Source organism: Streptomyces sp. NPDC059373 (genome assembly GCF_042751495.1).
In the GTDB taxonomy this organism is placed as follows: Bacteria; Actinomycetota; Actinomycetes; order Streptomycetales; family Streptomycetaceae; genus Actinacidiphila.
Map to the genome: position 1 here is coordinate 743850 of NZ_JBHYXC010000001.1, position 21934 is coordinate 765783.

The window sequence follows — 21934 nt, forward strand, 5'->3', positions numbered from 1 at the left end:
AACTTCGCCGAGCAGGGCAGCGTTTACATGCAGAGCCAGCGTTCATACATATGAATCCTGGTGAGCGGCAGAGAGTCCCGCGGCCCCACCACCCCCCACACAGGAGGTAGTTCATGAGCAGCTCCAGCACAGGCCGTCCCGACGGCCGTCACCGCCGCGTCCGCCGGCGCGCCGTCGCCGTGAGCGCCGTGGGCGGCGCGGCCGCCATGGGCCTGGGCCTGGCGTCGATCCTGGGCAGCCCGGCGTCGGCGGCTTCCGCGAATCGTACGGTCAGTGTCTCGACCGCCGCACAGCTCACCTCCGCGCTGGCCAACGCGCTGGCGGGCGACACCATCACGCTGGCCGACGGCGTCTACAAGGGCCAGTTCAAGGCCACCGCCGACGGCACCTCGTCCTCACCCATCACCCTGACCGGCAGCAGCAAAGCCGTCCTGACCTCCAACGGCGGCAACGGCTACGGCCTGTGGCTCAGCACCGCCCCCTACTGGAAGGTCAAGGGCATCACCGTCGACAACTCCGTCAAAGGCATCGTGATGGACGCCTCCCCGCACGTCACCCTCGACGACGTCCACGTCCACGACATCGGCTACGAAGGCGTCCACTTCCGCTCCGGCAGTGACCACGGCATCATCCAGAACTCCAACATCCACGACACCGGCACCACCCAGCCCAGCTACGGCGAAGGCATCTACATCGGCTCCGCCAACAGCAACTGGGACCAGTACGCCGGCCCCACCGGCGTCGACGCCTCCGACTACGTCCAGGTCCTCAACAACCTCGTCGGCCCCAACATCGCCGCCGAAGGCATCGACATCAAGGAAGGCACCAAAGGCGGCACCATCCGCGGCAACACCCTCAACGGCACCGGCGAACAGAACCAGAACTCCGGCGACTCCACCATCGACGTCAAGGGCGACACCTACACCATCGACGCCAACACCGTCACCAACCCCTACACCGACGGCTTCCAGGTCCACAACGTCTACAACCCCTACGGCTGCGGCAACACATTCACCAACAACAAATTCACCCTCGGCTCCGCACCCGGCTACGGCATCAACATCACCGACAACAGCGGCTGCTCCACCAAGAACACCGTCGCCTCCACCAACACCTCCACCGGCGGCAAAGGCCTCACCAACATCTCCGTGAGCTGACCGTGCGGAAGAGCCCACCAGCCTCTGGCCGGTGGGCCCTTCCGCGCAAACGGCCGGACCGCGGTCCGTCAGCCCCGGCCCAGCAGGCGGCGTTGCGCCGTGTGGAGGTTGGGCGGGGTGACGGCGGGGACGCCGTAGGACTCGAGACGGGATTCGAGGGGGCCGGTGAAGTCGGGGACGTCGATCTGGCCGAAGGGGGTCACCTGGGAGATGCCGACGGTTGCGCTGTACGGGGCGATGTCGTCGATCTTGACGAGGCCCGCGCGGCCGTTGGTGACCGTGATGTTCCAGTGGGTGAAGCGCGCGCCGTACAGGGGACCGGCGCTGGCGTCGCCGCCGTGCACACCGTCGTTGTCAACGGTGATCTCGGTACGGACGTTGGCGAAGGGCATGCCCCGGTGGCTGTCGAACGTACCCATGTCCATGCGGCCCCGCGACCAGACGTTGTAGCTGGACAGGCCCTCGACATTGATGCCGTGCAACTGGGTTCCCGCGGGCGCCGGTACGGTCCGCTGGTCGATGGCGAAGTCCTCGATGAGGTTGTCGTGGGAGCCCTCACGGCACGCGTACGGATGGTGGCTGCCGCGTCCGGAGACCCGCGTGCGGCGCAGGGTGACGGCCTTGGCCGCGACCAGCAGGAAGCCGTTGTCGACGTTGACGACATGCACGTCGTCGGCCCAGCAGTCCCAGGCGCACTGCAGGGCAAGGCCGTTGTAGCCCTTGTCGAGCAGGTGCTGGGACTGCGGGGTTTCCACCATCTCGATGGTGAGCCCCTCGACGCCGGAGGCCACCACGGGCTCGACCAGGGTGGTGATGCGCGGGGTCCATTCCGGGCGCGCGTCCAGTGGGAGCGGCCGGTCGAGGGTGACCCGGTGGCCGCGTACGGCGGCGATGCGGCAGGGCCACTCGTAGGGGACGTAGGACAGCAGCTTGGTCTTGTCGGTCCAGTAGTAGTCGGAGGCGCCGGGGAGATCGCCGGCCATGTGGTCGAGGAGGGTGTGTCCGGCGTCGTCGGAGAGCTGGAGCAGGACCCGGTCGCCGGGGCGCAGCGCGTGCGGGGTGTCGACGGTGACGGTGAAGTCGCCCCGGCGGGCGGGTGCGGTGATGGCCGCCAGGCTGTCCCACTCGTCGCGCTTGTTCCCGGTCCAGCCCTCGAAGGGCCAGTTCTGCGCTGTGATGGCGTCGGTCAGGGTGCGGAAGCGGTCGCGCGGGCACACCCAGACCATGCCACCGGCCCACGACCACGCCGATTTGGTGCCGCCGTAGCGGCTGCCGTAGACGCCGATGACGTCGGTGAGCGAGCGGGTGGCGTACAGCGTGGTCGCGTCACTGCCCTCGCCGCGCAGGGTGACGTTGCTGTAGCCGATGCGGATGATGTCGTCGATCCGGTAGGTCCCGGCCGGCACCAGCACCGTGCCGCCGCCGCGCTCGCCGGTCTCGGCGATGGCCCGGTTGATGGCGGGCGCCGCATCGGCGGAGCCGTCCGGGCGGGCGCCGTAGTCCAGCACATTGGCGCGTACGGGCCGGTGGTACGGGAGCGGCTTGTCCCCGGCCGCGTAACCGGCCAGGGCGATGTGCGGGATCTGCGGGTGGCTGTAGGGGGCTGACCGGTATTCAGCCCAGAGGGACGACTCCGCGGGCGCGCGGGTGAACCCGGCTCCGGCGCCGACCGCGCCGACCGCGGCGGCGGCCGTGGCGGCCTGGAGCAGGCTTCTGCGGCTGATGGCCATGAGCCCCCGACTTCCATGTATATGAACTGTGTTCACGTGGGCGACGGACCTGAGGGTGCCACGAGTCCACGACCGCAGGGAAGGGGTCGTACATCGACTGCTTGTCCACGTCTCTTCCCGACGGGTATTCGCCCGTGCGAGCCGGCGTGCATCACACCAGGTCATGCACCCACGGAGTGACCACGTCCGGATGGATCGCCGCCCTCCCGCCCCGTCGGGGGCCACGAGAGCGGTTGACAGCTGCCGGGCCGCTGCTACATTCCCACGCGGCTGACCCTCAATCACTGACATGAACGGGTGGTACTCCATGAGACGTGATCGCGCACGACAGCGCGCCGTGCTCTCCGTCGGCAGCATCGTCGCCGTCCTGCTCGCGTTGACCGGCTCCGCCTCCGCCGATGCCGCGACCAACGGCTCGGCCGGTGGTGGGAGATGCCTCGCCGACGCGGCATGCGTTCCGCAGACCGTCGTCCTGGACGGCCGCACTCTGCGGCTGACCCGTGACCGGGCCAGAGCGGGAGACCCCGGACTACGGCAGGAGGTGCGGACCCTCACGGCCCGGGCGGACACGCTCGTGGACCAGGGCCCCTGGTCCGTCATGGACAAGCCGCAGACCCCGCCCGGCGGTGACCGTCACGACTACCTCAGCCAGGCACCGTACTGGTGGCCCTCCGAGCCCAGCACGGCGGACAACCCCCAAGGCTGCCCGTACGTGCAGCGCGACGGCGTCCGCAACCCGGACGTGGACACGATCACCGACCACGCAGAGCGGGGCAGGATGTTCGACGCCGTCTACACCCTCACCCTGGCCTGGTACTACACCGGCAATCCGGCCTACGCCCGGCGTGCCGAGCTGGATCTGCGCACCTGGTTCACCGACCCGGCCACCCGGATGAACCCGAACCTCCAGCACACCCAGATCATCCCGTGCAAAACCGACGGCCGCGGCATCGGCATCATCGACTTCTCCCAGCAGTTCACCGACATCCTCGACGCCACGGCCCTGCTCGACACCGGCGCGCCCGGCTGGACGGACTCGGACCACCGGGAGATGCACAGCTGGTACGACCAGTACTTGCAGTGGCTGCTGACCAGTGGCAATGCGGCCGACGAGGCCGCCGCCACGAACAACCACGGCAGTTTCTTCGACATGCAGGAAGCCGCGCTCGCCCTGGCCACCGGCCGCACCGGCCTCGCCAGGGACATCGTGGAGGCCGCCGAGTCCAAGCGGCTGGACAGCCAGCTCGCCGCGGACGGTTCTCAGCCCCAGGAGATCAGTCGCACCCGCAGCTGGCACTACTCCACCTTCAACCTGGTCGCCCTGACCCGGCTCGCCGACATCGGCCGGAAGGTCGGCGTCGACCTCTGGCACTACACCACTCCGGCCGGAGCCACCCTGTCGCGCACGGTGGACTACCTGCTTCCGGCAGCCACCGGCGCCGCGGACTGGTCGGCCCCCGAACTCTCCTTCCACGCCTACGCGGCCACCGACGTCGTACACGCGGCTGCGGACGCCGGCGACCGCGCCGCCCGCACGGCCGTACCCGAACTTGAGGCGCCGCCCGGTGGTGACCTGTGGCGGTTGCGACCGGCAGCCGAGCAACTGGACTCCATCGAGAGCTGATCCGCCGGTGACCGGGCGGGCTCTCCGGCGGTCAGTCCTCGCAGTGTTCGTGGCCGCCGAGCCGTTCCATGTACCCGGCCAGCACTCCCAGGCCGTCGGCGCCGAGGCGTGGGACCACCAGCTCGCGCAGCTCGGTGACGAAGACGGCGAGCGCCTTCTCTGCCTGTGCGCGGCCGGCCGGGGTGAGGACGGCGTTGGTGACCCGCCGGTCGGTCGGTGAAGGCTGCCGCTGGATGAGTCCGGCCTGCTCGAGGCGGTCGGCGAGCTTGGTGAAGCCGCCGCTGGAGAAGGAGATGGTCCGGGTCAGCTTGGTCAGCGACACGGGTTGGTCGCCGGCCCGCAGCAGCCGGACGAGCACGTCGAAGGAGCGGCCCGGCATCCCGGTCGCTTGCTCGACCTTTGCGGTGAGCACCCGCGACAGGTGGGTGTAGGCGAGGACGATGGTGGTCCACGACTCGACGAGTTCCTCGGACGACGGGACTTCCGGTTCGGGTAGCGGCGCGACAGATGCCATGCCTCATTGTACCGAAGAGCAAGATGCTTGCCAGAAAGATGAATCCGACCTAACCTCTTGCCAGGAAGGTAAAATACGACCTCCCAGCGCGCCTCGGGGCCCAGGGATTGTCGAGAAGCCGGAGTCGTCCATGGCCACCATCCCCCGCTCCAACAGGGTCACCACACTGTGGGCCGTCACGATCGTCATCGGCCTCGGCCTGCTCCTCCAGAGCGTCGTCCCCCAGATCACTTTGCTGGTGATCCTCCTGCAGGTCGCCTTCGCGCTGCTGCACGGCGCCCGACGCTACGGCCGGCGCGCCATAGGGGTCTTCGTCGCCGCCGGCCTCGTGATCAGCAACATCCTGGAGAATCTCTCCATCGAGACCGGCTTCCCGTTCGGCCACTACCACTACACGGGTGGCGGCAAGCTCTTCCTCGTGCCGTGGTTCATCGGACCGGCCTACCTTGCCACCGGCTACCTCGCCTGGATCGTCGGCACCGTGCTGCTCAGCGACGTCCGCCGCAACTCGCCCTGGCTGACCACGATCGGCACCCCGGTCATCGCGGCCTTCGCGATGACCGCCTGGGATCTGTCGATGGATCCCAAGAACTCGACCATCAGGCACAACTGGATCTGGGAGAACGGCGGCGGATACTTCGGCGTCCCCCTGGGCAACTTCCTGGGCTGGACCTTCACCGTCTACCTCTTCATGCAGGTCTTCGCCCTCTACCTGCGCAGCCGCGGCCCGCTGCCCACCGCCGAGCCGGACCGGACGGGAACCAGCGACCTGCAGGGTGTGTTGCTCTACGGGCTGACGACCGTCCCCTACTTCACCCTGCTGTTCACCGGCGACCACAAGACCGTGACCGACGCCGCGGGCCACACCTGGCAGACCGCCGACATCTACGAGACGTCGACCCTGGTCACCGTCTACGGCATGTTCTTCGTCGCGGTTCTCGCCCTGCTCCGGATCGCCCAACAACGCGCCGCGGCACCGGCACCGGCACCGGCACCGACCGCAGCGGCCGAGACAGCCGGGCAGCCGGAGCCCGAGACGGTTCGGGTCACCGGGACAGCTTCTCCGGAGTGAACGCTCGTCAGCGATGACGTATACCCGGCCCGAAGAACGCAGTTCACCCCACACCCGACCATCCACGCATCTGGTCTAGACCCTTGACGGGCCGCTGCGGCCGCCGGTTCAATTGATACCTGGGGTCGAATCACTACCCCACCGGAATCGCCCATTCGGGATCATGAACGCAAAGGCGCGCTCAGCCGACACGCGGACGCTCAGCGATATGCCAACTATTCGGGCCATCGGCGGCCGTTGCGATCCGCAACCGGTCTGCCGGGGAACATGGACGTTCCCTTCGGCGGGCGGCACACCCCACTTGTTCCGCCCGTTCGTCAGCCGCACTTCAGCCCTGCCACGCCATGCCATTCCCGTGGCCGATTCGGCGTGGCATCCCACTTTACGGAGAGAGATACCGTGCCCCCCACCATTCGCCGCGCGGTGATTCCCGCCGCCGGGCTCGGATCCCGCCTGCTGCCCCTGACCAAAGCAATACCCAAGGAAATGCTGCCGGTCGGCGACAAACCCGTGATCGAGCACACCGTGCGCGAACTCGTGGCGTCAGGGATCACGGACATCACCATCGTGGTCTCCGGCGGAAAATCCGTGATCCAGGACCATTTCCGGCCCAGCCCCGACCTTGTCGACCGGCTGCGTGCCGACGGCAAGACCGCCTACGCGGACGCCGTGGAGGAAGTCGGGGAGCTGGCCCGGCAAGGCCATATCACCTACCTCGACCAGCACGGTCCTTACGGCAATGGCACCCCCGTTCTGAACGCCGCCCGGAATTTCGGTGATGAGCCGATCATCGTGCTCTGGCCGGACGACGTCTTCGTGGCCGAGGTGCCCCGGGCACAGCAGCTGATCCGCGCCTACGAGGTGACCAACGCCCCGGTGCTGGCCCTGCTGCCCATCGCCCCAGGGGATTCCGAGCGCTACGGCGTGCCCGTGGTCAAGGAGGACCTGGACGACGGTCTGCTGCGGATCGTCGGCCTGGTCGAGAAGCCCAAGGCGGAGGACGCTCCCTCCGCGTTCGCCGCCATCGGTGGCTACGTGATCACCCCCGGCATCATCGACGAGCTTCGGGAGCAGACCGCGCGCTGGTACGAACACCGCACCGGCGAGGTGTACCTGGCCGACGCCATCAACGCCTACGCGAGCAGCCGCGCGGTGTACGGGCAGGTCATCCAGGGCCGTTGGTACGACACCGGCAACCCGGCCGACTACCTGGTCGCGCAGTTCGCGTCCGCCCTGGCGCACCCGGAGTACGGGCCGGTCCTGCGGGCGCTGGCCCACGACCTGGACCACACCGGCTGACCCGGCACCGCCCGACCCGCTCGGAGCGCGGCACTCAACCGCCGAAGGTGGAAAGGGACGGGAGCCCGGTTCCTGACCAGTCGAACATGGTGAGGTTGCTGTAGGGGTTCACCCCGCCGAATGTCCAGGGCACCCCAGGCACCCAGGCGGGCTCCCACGCCAGAAAGCCCAGGCCGTGCCCCCCGGGCACCCGCGCGATGACGGTGCGCAGGGCGTCGAAGAAGGCGGCCTGCCCCTGGGGGGTGGGCGGGAAGCGCGCACCGTCCGGCAGTTGGCCGACCTTCGTCACGAGGTGCTGTCCCTCGTCGCCCTCGGCCGGCAGTTTCCACGGATAGGCCGTCTCCACCACGAGCACGTCCTTGCCGTAACGCCTCGCGAGGTCGGTCAGGTTGGTCTGCAGGGCGGCCAGCGAACCGTGCCAGAAGGGGTAGTACGAGAGAGCGATCACATCGAACCGGATATCGGCCGCGGCGAGGTGGTCGTAGAAGGAGTAGATGTCGACGCCCTCGCCGGAGTTGTCCACGTGGACGAGGGTGCGCAGCTCGGACGACGCGCCCTCCGCGGCTCCCAGAAGACCGGCCCGGAGCAGCTCGACGAAGCCGTCCCAGTGTTCTCCCTGCGTGTAGCGGACCCGGCCGTTGGGCCACAGCATGCCGTTGGTGACCTCGTTGCCGATCTGGATCATGTCCAGCGGAATGCTCTGCGCAGCGAACGCCCGCACGGCGTCGCGCGTGTAGGCGCGGACGGTGGCGGCGAGCGTGTGCCAGTCCATGTCCGCCCAGGCGGCGGGGGTCGTCTGGTGGGCATTGTCGGCCCAGGTGTCGGAGTAGTGCAGGTCGAGCAGCACGCCCATCCCGGCGCGGCGGGCGCGGCGGGCCAACTCGACGGCCGAGGCGAGGTCGTAGCCGCCGGACGAGGGATCGACCCAGACCCGCAGGCGCATCAGGTTCGCGCCGCGAGCGGCGAGGAGGCGCTCCACCGGAGCGGACTTCCCCCTGTCCTTGTACTTCTGGCCCGCGGACTCCGCCTGCAGAGTGCTGGACAGGTCCACGCCGCGCAGTGGCGGAGCCGGCGAGGTCATCGCGATCGGGGCCAGCTCGGGCTCATCCTTCGCTTGGCAGCCGAGGTCCACCGGGGCAGCCAGCAAAGGCAGCGCGGCCAGCAGTCTTCTCCGTGACAGCAAGCTCACTCCGGTCCGAAAGTGTCCATACGACAGGGAATGCGGCAACGGCCACCCGCGACATTAACGGTACAACACCTTCACCCGGATTGGCGATGAAGCAGAAACGGCACCATTTCACACTTCCTCGTATTCTGGAGCGGATGGACACCATTTCCGGACGGCGGGCCGGCGCGACCGCCTACGGACTCCCATTCGAATTCTAAGAATACGCACAGAAAGACGCATTCCAGTAACAGGGCTGCAACATAGACGGCGGATCCAATGAATGCAAGCGATTACTGCCGAGTCAGGTGGGGAATGTGACGACCGTCACACCCGGAATGGCATAGACCAATAACTCCTCGGAGTGCGATAGTTACGGAGCACGACGGGCACTTCCATTGCCGCACTGGCACTTTCACTGCCGCATGGGCACTTCCTTTGCTGCCGGAAATCGCCCTCGCCCCTCACACCTCCCTCCCCCCCCCCACATTTCGAGGAGAATCGTGCGTATCGTCGTCACCGGAGGCGCCGGCTTCCTGGGGTCGCATTTGTGCGATGCCCTGATCAAACGCGGTGATTCGGTCATCTGCGTCGACAATCTGTCAACTGGTCGGCGCGACAACATAGAACACCTGCTGAGCCATGATGAATTCGAATTCATCATGGCCGATGTGTCCGAGGAAATACCCGTTACGGGTCCTGTGGACGCCGTGGCCCACCTCGCGAGCCCCGCCTCCCCGCCCGACTACCACCGCATGCCCCTGGAGACGCTGGCGGTCGGCAGTCGCGGCACCGAGCAGGGGCTGGCGCTGGCCCAACGCAGCGGAGCACGCTTCGTGCTGGCCTCCACGAGCGAGGTCTACGGCGACCCGCAGGTCCACCCGCAGACCGAGGACTACTGGGGGCATGTGAACCCCATCGGTCCCCGCAGCATCTACGACGAGGCGAAGCGCTTCGCAGAGGCACTGACCAGCGCGCACCGGCGAACTGCCCAGGCCAACACCGGGATCGTCCGGATCTTCAACACCTACGGCCCCCGGATGCGCCCGCACGACGGCCGGGTGGTCACCAGCTTCATCGCGCAGGCCCTGAACGGTGATCCGCTCACGGTGTACGGGGACGGCTCGCAGACCCGCAGTTTCTGCTACGTCGACGATCTCATCCGTGGCATCGTCGCGATGATCGACTCCACCGACCCGGGGCCCGTCAACTTGGGCAATCCGCATGAGCGCACGGTGGCCGAACTCGCCGAGCTGGTACTGCGGTTGACCCAGGCCGAGAGCACCGTCGAGTACCACCCGCTGCCGGTCGACGACCCCGCCCGCCGCCGCCCCCTGATCACTCGGGCGCAGCAGGTACTGGGCTGGGAGCCGGTCGTCTCCGACGAGGACGGGCTCCGCCGCACCGTGCAGTACTTCCGGGGCCGGCCCGAAGAGGTCGAAGCCGCTCGCGAGGCGATCGCGGGAGGGCAACTCGACGGCGCGGTGGTTCCCGCGCACGGCACGGTCGGCGTCGTACAGGCCGCCTGAGGCCTTCCGTCATCTCACGTCCTCTTCTCCCCCGCAGGCCGCCTCCCCCCTCCCCCAGCGGCCGGCGGGGGCGACATCTTCGGAGTCCAGCAGATGAGTGTTCTGCGTCCAGGCGCCGGACCGTCCCCCCTGTCCACGGCGTCTTCCCTGCTCCCCGCTGTCCGAGACAGCGGTTCCCTCGTTGCCCCCGCGCTGGACGGCAAACAGCTGGCCGAGGCCGTGCTCACGCTGTCCGACGGCCACGTCGTCGGGATCCCGCCGAGCGGGCCGGTGTTCGACCGTTCTTCCGGCCGGTCCCGCCGGCTTCTCAGCCGTACGTTCGTACCGGTGCTGGGCCGTGCCGACCGGATGGTCGTCGCCGTGCTGACCGCCGGCTGGCTGACCTGCCTGGGGCTGTTCTGGGCCTGGCTGCTCCAGCCGTCGCACCGGATCGGCTGGCCGGGTCTCGCGATCAACGGCACGGTGCTGCTCTACCTGTCCGTGATGCCGGTCTACTTCATGGTCGGCGTCAACCGGCTCAAGCGGGTGGACCCTTCGATCGGCATCCCGCGGCTGCGCGTGGCCTTCGTCGTGACGCGGGCGCCGTCCGAACCCTGGGACGTCGCCAGGACCACCCTCCGGGCGATGCTAGACCAGCACTACCCCCACCCCTTCGACGTGTGGCTGTGCGACGAGTCGCCGACCGACGAGATACGTGTCTGGTGCGACGACAACGGCGTCGGCGTGGCGACCCGCTTCGAGGTGTCGGACTACCACCGGACCACCTGGCCCCGCAGGACCCGGTGCAAGGAAGGCAACCTCGCCTACTTCTACGACCAGATCGGCTACTGGGACTACGACGTGGTGGCGCAGCTCGACTGTGACCACGTCCCCGAGCCCGGCTACCTCGCCGAGATGGTCCGGCCCTTCGCCGACGAGGCGATCGGCTACGTCGCCGCACCGAGCGTGTGCGACTCCAACGCCGAGCTGTCCTGGGCGGCGCGCGGCCGGCTGCACCGGGAGGCGACGTTCCACGGCCCGGCGCAGCTGGGACACAGCGCGGGGCTGGCGCCGGCGTGCATCGGCTCGCACTACGCGGTGCGTACCCAGGCACTGCGTTCCATCGGCGGCATCGGCCCCGAGCTGGCAGAGGACTTCTCGACCAGCTTTCTGCTCAACTCCGCGGGCTGGCACGGTGCCTTCGCCATCGACGCCGAAGCGCAGGGTGACGGTCCGCTGACCTTCTCCGCCATGCTGGTCCAGGAGTTCCAGTGGTCGCGCAGCCTGACCACCGTCCTGCTCGACCTCGTCCCCCGGCACCTGCCCAGGCTGCCGTGGAAACTGCGGCTGCGGTTCCTGTACGCCCTGTCGTACTACGTGCTGCTGGCGACGACCACGGTGGCCGGTATGGCTCTGGCGCCCGTCGCCGCGGTCACCGGCACCCCGTGGATTCACGTCAACTACGTCGAATTCCTGCTGCGCTGGTGGTCGATCTCGGCCTGGGTGCTCGCGCTGGCCCTCCTGCTGCGGCGCAGAGGACTGCTGCGTCCCCGGCGCGCTCCCGTCCTCAGCTGGGAGAACAACCTCTACTGCCTGACGCGCTGGCCACTGATCGCCTGGGGAGTGACAGCGGCGGTCGTCCAGCGGATCAGGCCCCGGCAGATCACCTTCAAGGTCACCCCCAAGTCCGCCCTCGGCCTGGAACCTCTCCCCCTGCGGCTGACGCTCCCCTACCTGACGACGAACGTGCTGCTGGCAGCCGCTGCCCTCTACGCGGAGACCTGGACACGGGCGGCCGGCTACGTCTTCCTGTGCCTGCTGGGATCGACGACCTACACGGTCGTGGGACTGCTCGTTCCGCTGCTGCACGCCGGGGAATCCGCCCGCGCCGCCGGTGTCCGGCGGCGCACCGCGGTGCGCCGCACCGTGGCGGTCCCGCTGGTGGCGGCGGTGCTCGCGGCCGTGCCCGTCACCATCGCCATCGCCCGCTACCCCGCCTACGCCAGCGCGTTCCTCGGCTGGTAGCCGCGCCCGACGAAAGCGAGAATCCCCGTGCCCCAGACCGTCCTTGTCACCGGCGGCGCCGGCTTCATCGGCAGCCACACCTGTGTGGAGCTCCTCCAGCACGGTCACGAGGTCATCGTCGTCGATGACTTCTCCAACAGCTCGCCCGCGGCCCTGGACGCGGTGCAGAAGCTGGCAGGCCGGCCGCTGGTGTTCCACCAGGCCGATCTGCGGGACCGCGCGGCGCTGGACGCCGTGTTCACCGCCCACGAGATCGACTCGGTCATCCACTTCGCCGCCAAGAAGGCCGTCGGCGAATCGACCCGTATCCCGCTGGAGTACTACGACATCAACGTCAGCGGCACCGTCACCCTGCTCCGGGCCATGACCCGGCACGGAGTGCGCAGACTCGTGTTCTCCTCGTCCTGCTCGATCTACGGCGAGACCCCGAAGGTCCCGCTGGACGAGGACGACCCCGCCGCCCCCGCCAACCCGTACGCGCGGACCAAGTACCTGTGTGAACAACTGCTCGCCGACGCGTGCGCGAGGTACCCCGAGCTGTCGGTGATCGCCCTGCGCTACTTCAACCCGATCGGCGCCCACCCGAGCGGGGAGATCGGCGAGGACCCGACCGGCGTACCGAACAACGTGCTGCCCTACATGGCCCAGGTCGCCGTCGGGCGTCTCACCGAACTGCCCGTCTTCGGCGACGACTACCCCACCCCCGACGGCACCGGCGTACGCGACTACATCCACGTCTCCGATGTCGCCGACGGCCACCGGGTCGCCCTCGACCACCTCGACGACGAGCAGGGTCTGCGGGTGTTCAACCTCGGCACCGGGACCGGCGCGTCGGTCCTGGAGCTCCTGGCCGAGTTCACCAAGGCCGTCGGCGCCGCCATCCCGTACCGCATCCAGGCACGCCGCGCCGGTGACGTGCCCACCCTCATCGCCGACCCCGGCCGCGTCGAGCGCGCCTGGGGCTGGCGGACCACCCGCGACCTCACCGCCATGTGCGCCGATGCCTGGCGTTTCCAGCAGCTCCACCCCCACGGCTACTCCAGCGGCTCCCCCACCGCCTGATCCGCATTACGAGGAGGCCCCCCGATGCGTCTCACCGTCATCGGCACCGGATATCTCGGTGCCGTCCACGCCGCGTGCATGGCCGAGATCGGTCATGAAGTCCTCGGTGTCGATGTCGACACCGCCAAGATCGAAGCACTGGCCGCCGGCCGGACCCCTTTCCACGAACCGGGTCTGGACGAGATCCTGGCCCGCAACGTCGAAGCCGGCAGGCTGCGCTTCTCCACCTCGCTCACCGAGGCCGCCGAGTTCGGTGACGTCCACTTCATCTGCGTCGGCACCCCGCAGAAGCCCGGGTCCAACGCCGCCGACATGCGCTACATCGACGCCGTCGTCGACGGCCTCGCCCCGCATCTGCACCGCGACACGCTCGTCGTCGGGAAGTCCACCGTCCCCGTCGGCACCGCGGCACGCCTCACCGAGCGGATCCGGACCCTCGCCCCGGTCGGCGCGGCCGCCGCGCTGGCCTGGAACCCCGAGTTCCTCCGCGAGGGATTCGCGGTCCAGGACACCCTGCACCCGGACCGGCTGGTCGTCGGCGTCACCTCACCGGCAGCCGAAATCCTCCTGCGCGCCGTCTACGCCCCCGTTCTGGACAGCGACGGCACACCGTGGATCTCCACCGACCTCGCCACGGCCGAACTGGTCAAGGTGTCCGCCAACGCCTTCCTCGCCACCAAGATCTCCTTCATCAACGCCATCGCGGACGTCTGTGATGCCGCCGGCGGCGACGTCACCACCGTGGCAAAGGCCATCGGCTACGACGCCCGCATCGGCCCGCGCTTCCTCTCCGCGGGCCTGGGCTTCGGCGGCGGCTGCCTGCCCAAGGACATCCGCGCCTTCTTCGCCCGCGCGCAGGAGCTCGGCGTACAGGAGTCGCTGGGCTTCCTCAAGGAGGTCGACGAGATCAACATGCGGCGACGGCTGCGTACCGTCTCCCTGGCCCGCGAACTCGTCGGCGGCTCCTTCCTCGGCCGCAACATCGCGGTGCTCGGCGCGGCCTTCAAGCCCGACAGCGACGACGTACGCGACTCCCCCGCGCTCAACGTCGCCGCCGCGATCCAGCTGCAGGGCGGCCGGGTCCGCGTCCACGATCCCGCCGCGATCGACAACGCCCGCGCCGTGTTCCCGACCCTGGACTACGCCCTCGACATCGACAAGGCGTGCGAACAGGCCGACCTGATCCTCCATCTCACCGAATGGCAGGACTACCGCGACCTCGACCCCGAGGCGCTGGCCGCGACCGTGCGCAGCCCACGGATCCTCGACGCCCGCAACGCGTTGCCGGTGGAGCGGTGGCAGGCGGCGGGGTGGACCGTGCGCGCCCTCGGCCGTGCCTTCGCCGGCGCCACAGCGTGAGCCGGAGCCCTCGGTGAGCCGGTAGAACCGAAGACCGAGGAGCCCGTCGGCACCCCCACGCCGACGGGCTCCTCTCGGCGTACTCGGTCAGTAGCCCTTGAGGACAAGGGCATTGACGACGTGGCCGAAGTCCTGAAACTCGATCTCTGCCAGGGCCTCGCCCTGGGCGGCGCCGGTCCGGGTCTCGACGCGGGCCTTGTTGGTGAGGGCGAGTCGCTGGTTGTCCGCCACGTAGCCGCGCAAGGCGTCCTGGTACGCGGGGAAGGCGGTGCGGTGGTCACCGTGGGCGGACTTCAGCTCGCCGGCCAGCACGTAGGCACCGACCATGGCCATGCTGGTGCCCTGGCCGGACATGGGGGAACCGCAGTAACCGGCGTCACCGAGCAGGACCACGCGCCCGCGCCACCACTGGTCCAGGTGGATCTGGCTCATCGAGTCGAAGTGGAAGTCCGCCGCCTCCCACATGTACTCGAGCGCTCGCGGAAACTCCCAGCCGACGCCGGCCAGGCGGTCGTGGACCAGCTTCTTCTGCGCCTCGGTGTCGCGGTAGTCGTAGTCGACGGGCTCCGGCGTCTCGAATCCGGCGAAGACCCGGATCTCGGTGTTGCCGCGGGCGGTCATGATGACGCCGCCGGCGGTACCGCCCTGGTGCCAGACCTGCCAGCGGTCCAGTCCCAGGTAGTTGGGGGCGGTGAAGACCGACACGTACGACCCGAGGTGGGTGATGTAGTCGGACTCCGGGCCGAAGGCCAGCCGCCGCGTGTTGGAGTGCAGCCCGTCGGCGCCCACCACCAGGTCGAAGGTGCGCGGGGCGGCGTTCTCAAAGGTGACGTGGACCCCGTTCGGGTCCTGGATGAGGGCCGTGACGGAGTCGTCGAAGAGGTACTCGGTGCGGTCGGCGGCGGTCCGGTACAGCAGGTGGCACAGGTCGTCGCGGAGGATCTCGACGTCCGGGGTCGCGAAGTCGCCGCCGCTGATGGTGCCTTCGGTGCTGCGGTAGAGCTCGTTGCCGCTCGCGTCGACCATCGACATGCCGCGCATATCGGTGGCCAGGCCGCGCAGTTCCTCCAGCACGCCCATCCGCTCGGCGACCTCCAGCGCCGGTCCGCGTACGTCGACCGCCTGCCCGCCGGAGCGCAGAGCGGGGGCGCGTTCCACGACGGTGACCTCGAAGCCGTACTCGGCCAGCCAGTACGCGAGGGCCGGGCCGCCGATGCTGGCGCCGGAGATGAGGACGGTGGTGTTCTGCATCGTGAGCTCCCTGGTGAGTGCCGCGCGGGTGGTCCGTGCGTTGCTCAGAGACTCGCGGGGGCCGCTGACCGCTCGCTGATCGTTCGCTGACGGCTCGCTGACAGCCGCCGGCTGCCGCGGGCGCCCGGCTGTCCGTGCCGGTGACCGTCCAGGGCGCCGCCGCCGGCGACGGCTGGAGGCGGTTCCGTCTCCTTCCGGGCGAAGGCCGAGGACGAGGACGGCAACACCGTCACCCAGACGATCACCGACGCCTGCCGCACCAAGTAGAAGCCGCTCCCGCGCGGTCCGGAGAACGGATCGCGCGGGAGCGGCTTTCGCTCTTTCGGGGGTTACTTGGCGACGTACGCGCGGTAGACCGTCTGGTCGACCGTGTTGCCCTTCGTGTCGACGGCCTTGGCCCGCAGGGACACCGCGGTACCCGCCGCGGGTGTCCTGACGCTGACCTTGCCGCCGATGACGGGCTGCAGGGTCCAGTGCGCGCCCTCGTCGTACGAGGCGTAGACGAGCAGCGCGGCGAGGTTGCGGCCGGCGGCCGCGCCCTGGACCGTGACCGGGATCTTCAGGGTGGTGCCCGCCGTGGCCGTGCTGTCCGCGGCGAGCGGCGGGGTGAAGCGGACGACGGACGTGGGCAGTGCGGTGCGTTCGTCGGCGTGCTGCGAGCGGAAGGTCCAGCTGACGGTGACCTTGCTGGAGACCGGGGTGCCGGGCGGCCGGGTGGCCGTCGTGGTCAGCCGGTACGCGGCGTTGCCGGCCGGGACCGTGAAGGACGCAAGACCGGTCAGCGGATCGCCGACCGTGCCCACTTCGGTGCCGTTCCTGGACAGGGAGGTCGAGGTCTGCTCCGCGTCGTACGTCCACGTCCCGACGATGCCGTCGCTGTCCGCGAACAGCGGGACCGTGCCGGTGATCTCGTCACCGGTGCGGGACAGCCCCTGTCCGGCGCCGAGATTCGGCCCGAACACGCCGATGCTGAACGACCGTTGATAGCTCTTGCCCGCCTCGTACGCCGTGTACGGGGCCAGGAACTGGGCGTCGAAGAGGTTGGTCGCGAGGTCGTAGCGCTGGAAGTTCAGCTGCCATGTGGTGGTCGCGCCGGTGTTCACGTAGACCGTGCCCTCGTACGGCAGGGTCCGGCTGAGGCCGTACTCGGCCCCGGTCGCGCCCTGGCCGGTGTCGGCCTGCACCCACAGATAGCCGCGCTTGCCCGGGGCGGGCGAGCCGAGCCGGGTGGAGACCTTCGCGAGCTCGCCGGACGTCGGGCTGCGCACGAAGCCGTCGGCGTATCTGGTCCCCGCCGCGTTGTACGCCAGGTGGTACTCGGACGCGGTCGCGCTGTCCTGGAAGGTTGCCTGGATCCGCTGCTGGAGCTCGCCGGGGGCCGCGTCGGGCCCGAGGTGTGCGGTGCGGAAGGTGAAGGTCTTGAAGTCCTGGAGCAGCCACGCGGCGCTGGTGTAGTACTCGGGCGTGGTGATGTCCGCGCCGACGTAACCGGAGACGGCGGTCGCCTGCGGATCGGGCGGGGTGATGTCGACGGGCTTGGCGGTGCGTGCGTCGACGGTCACCGTCATGTCGTGGTCGAGCTGCAGGTTGGACTGGTTGATCACGTCCGCGCCCGTCCAGGTGGAGCCGGTGAGGACGTAGAAGGAGGTGCTGACGAAGTAGCGCCCCTTGGGCAGCCGCACGGTGTCGGTGCCGGTCCCGCTGTTCAGATCGGTCCAGCGGCCCTTGCCGAGCCCGCCGACGCCCACGAGGTGGCTGCTGTAGCGCGTGGCGGCCGCGCCGTCCTCGCCGATGTGCTGGAAGGTCAGGTCGTACGACTCGATCTCGCGGTCCACGACCGCGGCCGTGCGTACGGTCCGACCGCCGCCGCTCGCGGTGACGTACGCGCTGTAGGCGCCGTCCAGCGTGCCCACGCGGGTGTCCGCGCTGACGGTGGTGGAGGCCTCGCCGCCGGCGGGGACGGTCAGCTGCGGGTCCGCCACGGTGAACACGCCCGCGGGCGCGGGCTTGCCGTCTGGGCCGGTGGCCGCCACGGAGAGGTCGAGAGTAACGGGCTCGGTGCCGTCGTTGCGGTAGGTGATGGTCTTGGTGACGAGTTGGTCATCGGTGTGCGGCCAGTCCTGCCGGCCGAAGGAGAGCGAGTTCGGCTCGGCGGTGACGGTCTGGTCGATGGCCCGGGCCACGTCGATCCGGCCGGCGCCCTGCTGGAACGGCGTGTAGCCGCCGGAGACCGCGGTGCCGGTCAGCACGGACTTGATCTGCTCGCCGGTCCAGTCCGGGTGCTCCTGGGCGAGGATGGCGGCGGCGCCGGTGACGTGCGGCGTGGCCATGGACGTCCCCGAGAGGGCCACGTAGCCGTCCGCGACGGGCGTTCCGGTGGCCGCGACGACGCTGCCGGCTGCCGCGGCGGCGGCGATGTTCACCCCGGGTGCGGTCACGTCGGGCTTGACCGCGCCGTCGCCGACGCGCGGGCCGCGGCTGGAGAAGGAGGCGAGCTTGTCGCTCTTGTCGACGGCGCCGACGGTCAGGGCGGCGTCGGCGCTGCCGGGCGAGTTGATCGTTCCGGTGCCGGCGCCGACACCGGTGTTGCCGGCGGCGACGACGAACAGCGTGTCGCTCTCGGCCGAGAGCCGGTTGACCGCCTCCTCCAGCGGGTCCACGCCCGGGGTGTCGGGGCTGCCCAGGCTCAGGTTGACCACGTCGGCGCCCTGCGCGACGGCCCACTCCATCCCGGCGATGATCCCGGACGTGCTGCCGGAGCCGTAGTCGTTGAGCACCTTGCCGTCGAGGATCTTCGCGCCGGGCGCGACGCCCGTGTACTTGCCGTTCGACTTGGCCCCCGTACCGGCGGCGATCGACGCGACGTGGGTGCCGTGGCCGTAGTGGTCCTTGTCGTCGGGGGACCCGGAGAAGTTCTTCTCGGCGATCTCCTGGCCGGCCAGGTCCGGGTGGGTCTCGTCCACTCCAGTGTCCAGGATGGCGATCGTCGTACCCCTGCCGTCGTAGCCGGCCGCCCACGCCGTCGGGGCGCCGATCTGCGGCACGCTCTGGTCCAGATCCACCTGGCGGATGTCGTCCAGCCAGACGGTGTCGACCCCGGCCGCGGCCGTACGGTACGGGGCGGTGCTCTTCGGCTCGCTGGTGAGCGCGTCCCAGGCCGAGGCGGCGTCGGCGCGCGGGGTGGTCACGGCGTCGGCGTCGATGGAGCCGAACGAGCGCCGCAGCTTGGTGTCCCCGGCACTGCGCAGCTCGGTCCTGGCCGCCGGGCGCTCGCCCTTGTACGTGACGATCAGCTGGATGCCGTCCTGCTGCTGCGCCAGGTACTCGGGCTTGCTGAGGGTGGTGAGGTCGAAGAGCCGCCGGTCGACGCGGCCGCTGCGGACCAACTCCTCCGCGTCGACGGGCACGGCGTACGTGTGCCCTTCCACGCTCTGGACCTGGATGGGTATGTCCTCGCGGCCCGCGGGCCGTTCCACCGCGGCCGGCTCGCCCTTGTCATCGACCGCGATCCGGTCGCCGGTGATCAGGGTGATCCAGTGCCGCGCACCGCCGGTGTCCGTCGCGGTCCCCGGCGTTGAGCCCTCCGGGCTTCCCGCGACGGCCGGCGACGCCACGGTCATTCCCGCCGTGAGCGCCACCGCCGCCACGGCTGTCACCGACGCGGCCCGTAATCTTCCCAGCCGGCTGTTCAACTGTCTGCGCAATTCAAGCCCCTGATGACGGCGTTGTGGGGGAAACCCTCCTGGGTCCTTGATCGCTCAGTATGGGCAGGGCAAGCCCATTCACTCAACAGCCCACCGAGCGAGGACAGTTGAGGTGAAATACGATGAAGTCCCCTTTCCTGTGTGGCGGGAACTCGACGTACTGAACGGGCCCGGGACATACCGCGAAAGCCCCCGCTATCAGCCGGTTTCCGGCCGTACCATTCGGGCGGCGCAGGGCTTCGAGAGGCCATTCAGGCCACCGACGTCGGGCGATACTCCGGCATGTTTCCATTTCGTGTCTTCTGCGGCGCGGCCTCGGCGATCCGGGCTGCGGCGGGCCACGTCGCACCCCTCCGAGCAGCGGCCGGACCAGCGGCACCGTCTTCCCGGACCACCTCAACCGGATATCGGACCCCCACCAGGATCCCGGCGAATCCCCCAGCGTCCATTTTCTACGCCTGATAGGCGCCCAGACCGGCCTGCGCGCGGCGGCCACCAAGGGTCGATATCTGAATATTGTGGGCCGTCGCGCCGCGTTCGGAGAGAGCCCAGCTCCGCGCCTGCCGCATTTGAAAACCGGGAGCACTGTCAGGAAATCGCCGCCGAAGCGGGCTTGCGCATGCGGTTAAAAGCGACGGTGGCATTGACGGCGATACCGCCTTCGGCATGCACGCGCCGGAGGCCTGCGAACATCCGCACCCGGAACTCCTCGGCGAGGTCGGGGCCGAGAGATTCGAGGCCATCGCCGAGATCGACAAGGCGCTGACGAAGAAGATCCGCGACCTCACTCACCACCGCCGCCGCATCGCCGAGCCGGCCGCCGGAGAGCTGCTGATCCTGCCCGCCGAGGTCATCGGGATTCTCGACCGACTGCGCGCCCTCGGCACCAGCGAGCGGGATCGCCGCCAAGAACGCGGCCTTCGCCGACACCGAATTCCAGCGCCTCTACCTGGCCTGCGACAAGGCACTGGACTGGGATCCCGACGACCCGAGGCTCACCGAGCTCGCCGCCATGGCAGTCTGGGACGCTCGTCAGCAAGAGCCCGGCGAGGCCCAGCCCGGGACGCTCACCCTGATGTACTCCCACGCCACCGGCTCCTCCCCGGCGTGGCAGCGGCTGATCGAGTTGCTGTCCCCGCTGCCTCACGGCTGAGCCGGCCGGATGTCGCGCCGCCGCGCCCGGCACGTGCATACTCGGGCCTTGCGGACGCATCGGCGTCCGCGAGCAGTGGGAGGTGCAGGATGGTGTCGTCGTCGGGGACGGAACCCCGGAGGGTCACGATCCATGACGTCGCCCGGTCCGCAGGGGTGTCCCGTCAGACCGTGTCGCGGGCGCTGAACGACAAGGCCGAGATCGACGGCTCCACCAAACAGCGCGTGCTCGACGCCGCCCGCGAGCTCGGATACCGGCCGAGCCGGTTCGCCCGCGGTCTGGTCCGGCAGGACACCACGACCATCGGGCTGGTGATCCCGGACCTGCTCAATCCGTTCTTCACCGAGGTCGCCGCGGCCGCGCTGGAGGCGGCCCGGGCCCGTGGCTGGCACGTTGTCGTATACGACACCGCGGACCGGCCCCAGGAGGAACTCGGCACGCTGCAGGTGATCGGCTCACAAGTGGACGCGGTCGTCGGCTACTTCAGCTGCCCCGACTACCAACTGGAGCTGTTCACCCGCGGCATGCCGGTGGTGCTCATCGGCCGCGAGCACCACACCGCGCGGTTCAGTTCGATCCGGATCGACGGTGAGGAGGGTGTCCACGCCGCGGTCGCGCACCTGGTCGCGGAGGGCCACACGCGAATCGGCATGCTCGACCACGACGGCCGGGCCGAACCGAGCATCCGGCGCGAGTGGTTCACGACGGCCGCGGCGGCGTACGGGATCGACGCCGGCATGGTGGTCGGCGCGGACCAGTCGGCCGACGGCGGCGGAGCGGCGCTCAGGACCTTGCTCACCGCCCATCCGGATGTCACCGCGGTCTTCACCTTCAACGACATCATCGCGATCGGCGCCCTGCGCGAGGCGCGCCGGCTCGGCAGGAGCGTCCCGCAGGATCTCGCCGTGATCGGCTTCGACGGCCTGCAGCTCGGCGCCCTCGTCGAGCCGCAGCTCTCCAGCGTCGCCCTCGACACGCGTAAGCTCGGAGCGCTCGCCATCGACCAGGTCGCACGGCTGCTGACCGGGGTGAACCCGCTCGGGGCCGACGACCTCGTCGTCCGGGCCGAGCTGCGGTTGAGCGGGTCCGCGTAACCTGCCGGACTCGTGCGTGACCCGAAAGCCTTGACACTCGAGCGCACCGGAGCGCACACTTCCGAACAATTCGCAAGGCTCCCGTGAGCGCTCACGTGAACGTTCACGGGAGCGCTCACGGGGCGGGACACATGGACCTGTCCATTCCAACCAGAAGGCATCCGAAAACCCGCTTGCCCGAGGTGTCAACGTCGACCCGTCTAGCGCCGTCGCTAGT

At 69.4% G+C, this 21934-nt stretch carries 16 protein-coding genes; 10 read left to right on the top strand and 6 right to left on the bottom strand.

Annotated features, from left to right (window positions below):
• Window positions 1-113: 113 nt before the first annotated feature.
• The gene (locus tag ACFXJ5_RS03515; RefSeq protein WP_384626175.1) at window positions 114-1157 is read left to right on the top strand and encodes a right-handed parallel beta-helix repeat-containing protein; all 1044 of its coding nucleotides are present in this window, start codon (window positions 114-116) and stop codon (window positions 1155-1157) included.
• Between the two features lie 68 nt (window positions 1158-1225).
• Here the strand turns inward: ACFXJ5_RS03515 and ACFXJ5_RS03520 are convergent, their stop codons facing one another.
• On the bottom strand, window positions 1226-2887 hold the full coding sequence (locus ACFXJ5_RS03520; protein WP_384626177.1) for a glycoside hydrolase family 55 protein: 1662 nt from the start codon (window positions 2885-2887) through the stop codon (window positions 1226-1228).
• A 307-nt stretch (window positions 2888-3194) separates the two neighbouring features.
• Here ACFXJ5_RS03520 and ACFXJ5_RS03525 point away from each other — a divergent pair, with 307 nt between their 5' ends.
• Complete coding sequence (locus ACFXJ5_RS03525; RefSeq protein WP_384626180.1) at window positions 3195-4511, top strand: alginate lyase family protein; 1317 nt, start codon at window positions 3195-3197, stop codon at window positions 4509-4511.
• 31 nt (window positions 4512-4542) lie between these two features.
• Here the strand turns inward: ACFXJ5_RS03525 and ACFXJ5_RS03530 are convergent, their stop codons facing one another.
• Window positions 4543-5025: a MarR family winged helix-turn-helix transcriptional regulator gene (locus ACFXJ5_RS03530; protein ID WP_384626182.1), complete on the bottom strand. Its 483-nt coding sequence runs from the start codon at window positions 5023-5025 to the stop codon at window positions 4543-4545.
• Window positions 5026-5155: 130 nt separating this feature from the next.
• Here ACFXJ5_RS03530 and ACFXJ5_RS03535 point away from each other — a divergent pair, with 130 nt between their 5' ends.
• Together ACFXJ5_RS03535 and ACFXJ5_RS03540 are read left to right on the top strand one after the other, a co-directional pair.
• Window positions 5156-6097 carry a carotenoid biosynthesis protein gene (locus ACFXJ5_RS03535; protein ID WP_384626185.1) on the top strand — a complete coding sequence of 314 codons (942 nt, stop codon included), beginning with the start codon at window positions 5156-5158 and terminating at the stop codon, window positions 6095-6097.
• A 399-nt stretch (window positions 6098-6496) separates the two neighbouring features.
• Window positions 6497-7396: a UTP--glucose-1-phosphate uridylyltransferase gene (locus tag ACFXJ5_RS03540; protein ID WP_384626188.1), complete on the top strand. Its 900-nt coding sequence runs from the start codon at window positions 6497-6499 to the stop codon at window positions 7394-7396.
• Window positions 7397-7430: 34 nt separating this feature from the next.
• Here ACFXJ5_RS03540 and ACFXJ5_RS03545 read toward each other — a convergent pair whose 3' ends face one another.
• Complete coding sequence (locus ACFXJ5_RS03545; protein WP_384626191.1) at window positions 7431-8579, bottom strand: arabinogalactan endo-beta-1,4-galactanase; 1149 nt, start codon at window positions 8577-8579, stop codon at window positions 7431-7433.
• Between the two features lie 485 nt (window positions 8580-9064).
• Between ACFXJ5_RS03545 and ACFXJ5_RS03550 the strand changes: the two genes are divergently transcribed.
• The 4 genes from ACFXJ5_RS03550 to ACFXJ5_RS03565 all read left to right on the top strand — a co-directional run bounded on the left by ACFXJ5_RS03550 (window position 9065) and on the right by ACFXJ5_RS03565 (window position 14515).
• Window positions 9065-10090 carry a UDP-glucuronic acid decarboxylase family protein gene (locus ACFXJ5_RS03550; RefSeq protein WP_384626194.1) on the top strand — a complete coding sequence of 342 codons (1026 nt, stop codon included), beginning with the start codon at window positions 9065-9067 and terminating at the stop codon, window positions 10088-10090.
• Window positions 10091-10183: 93 nt separating this feature from the next.
• A complete protein-coding gene (locus ACFXJ5_RS03555) occupies window positions 10184-12094 on the top strand; it encodes a glycosyltransferase family 2 protein (RefSeq protein ID WP_384626196.1) in 1911 nt (636 codons plus the stop codon).
• A gap of 27 nt (window positions 12095-12121) precedes the next feature.
• A complete protein-coding gene (gene galE / locus ACFXJ5_RS03560; RefSeq protein ID WP_384626198.1) occupies window positions 12122-13156 on the top strand; it encodes a UDP-glucose 4-epimerase GalE in 1035 nt (344 codons plus the stop codon).
• 24 nt (window positions 13157-13180) lie between these two features.
• Window positions 13181-14515: a UDP-glucose dehydrogenase family protein gene (locus tag ACFXJ5_RS03565; RefSeq protein ID WP_384626200.1), complete on the top strand. Its 1335-nt coding sequence runs from the start codon at window positions 13181-13183 to the stop codon at window positions 14513-14515.
• Between the two features lie 87 nt (window positions 14516-14602).
• Here the strand turns inward: ACFXJ5_RS03565 and ACFXJ5_RS03570 are convergent, their stop codons facing one another.
• From ACFXJ5_RS03570 to ACFXJ5_RS03580, 3 genes are all read right to left on the bottom strand, one after another.
• Entirely contained in the window at window positions 14603-15766 is a 1164-nt protein-coding gene (locus ACFXJ5_RS03570) for an FAD-dependent monooxygenase (protein ID WP_384626203.1), read from the bottom strand.
• A 329-nt stretch (window positions 15767-16095) separates the two neighbouring features.
• A complete protein-coding gene (locus ACFXJ5_RS03575) occupies window positions 16096-19422 on the bottom strand; it encodes a S8 family serine peptidase (protein ID WP_384626205.1) in 3327 nt (1108 codons plus the stop codon).
• 636 nt (window positions 19423-20058) lie between these two features.
• Window positions 20059-20400, bottom strand: coding sequence for a hypothetical protein (locus tag ACFXJ5_RS03580; RefSeq protein ID WP_384626208.1), 342 nt, complete (start codon window positions 20398-20400; stop codon window positions 20059-20061).
• 82 nt (window positions 20401-20482) lie between these two features.
• On the opposite strand from ACFXJ5_RS03580, the gene ACFXJ5_RS03585 reads away from it, so the two are divergent.
• Window positions 20483-20623, top strand: a complete 141-nt coding sequence (locus ACFXJ5_RS03585; RefSeq protein ID WP_384626211.1) for a hypothetical protein — start codon at window positions 20483-20485, stop codon at window positions 20621-20623.
• A gap of 89 nt (window positions 20624-20712) precedes the next feature.
• On the top strand, window positions 20713-21717 hold the full coding sequence (locus tag ACFXJ5_RS03590) for a LacI family DNA-binding transcriptional regulator (RefSeq protein WP_384626213.1): 1005 nt from the start codon (window positions 20713-20715) through the stop codon (window positions 21715-21717).
• Window positions 21718-21934 lie beyond the last annotated feature (217 nt).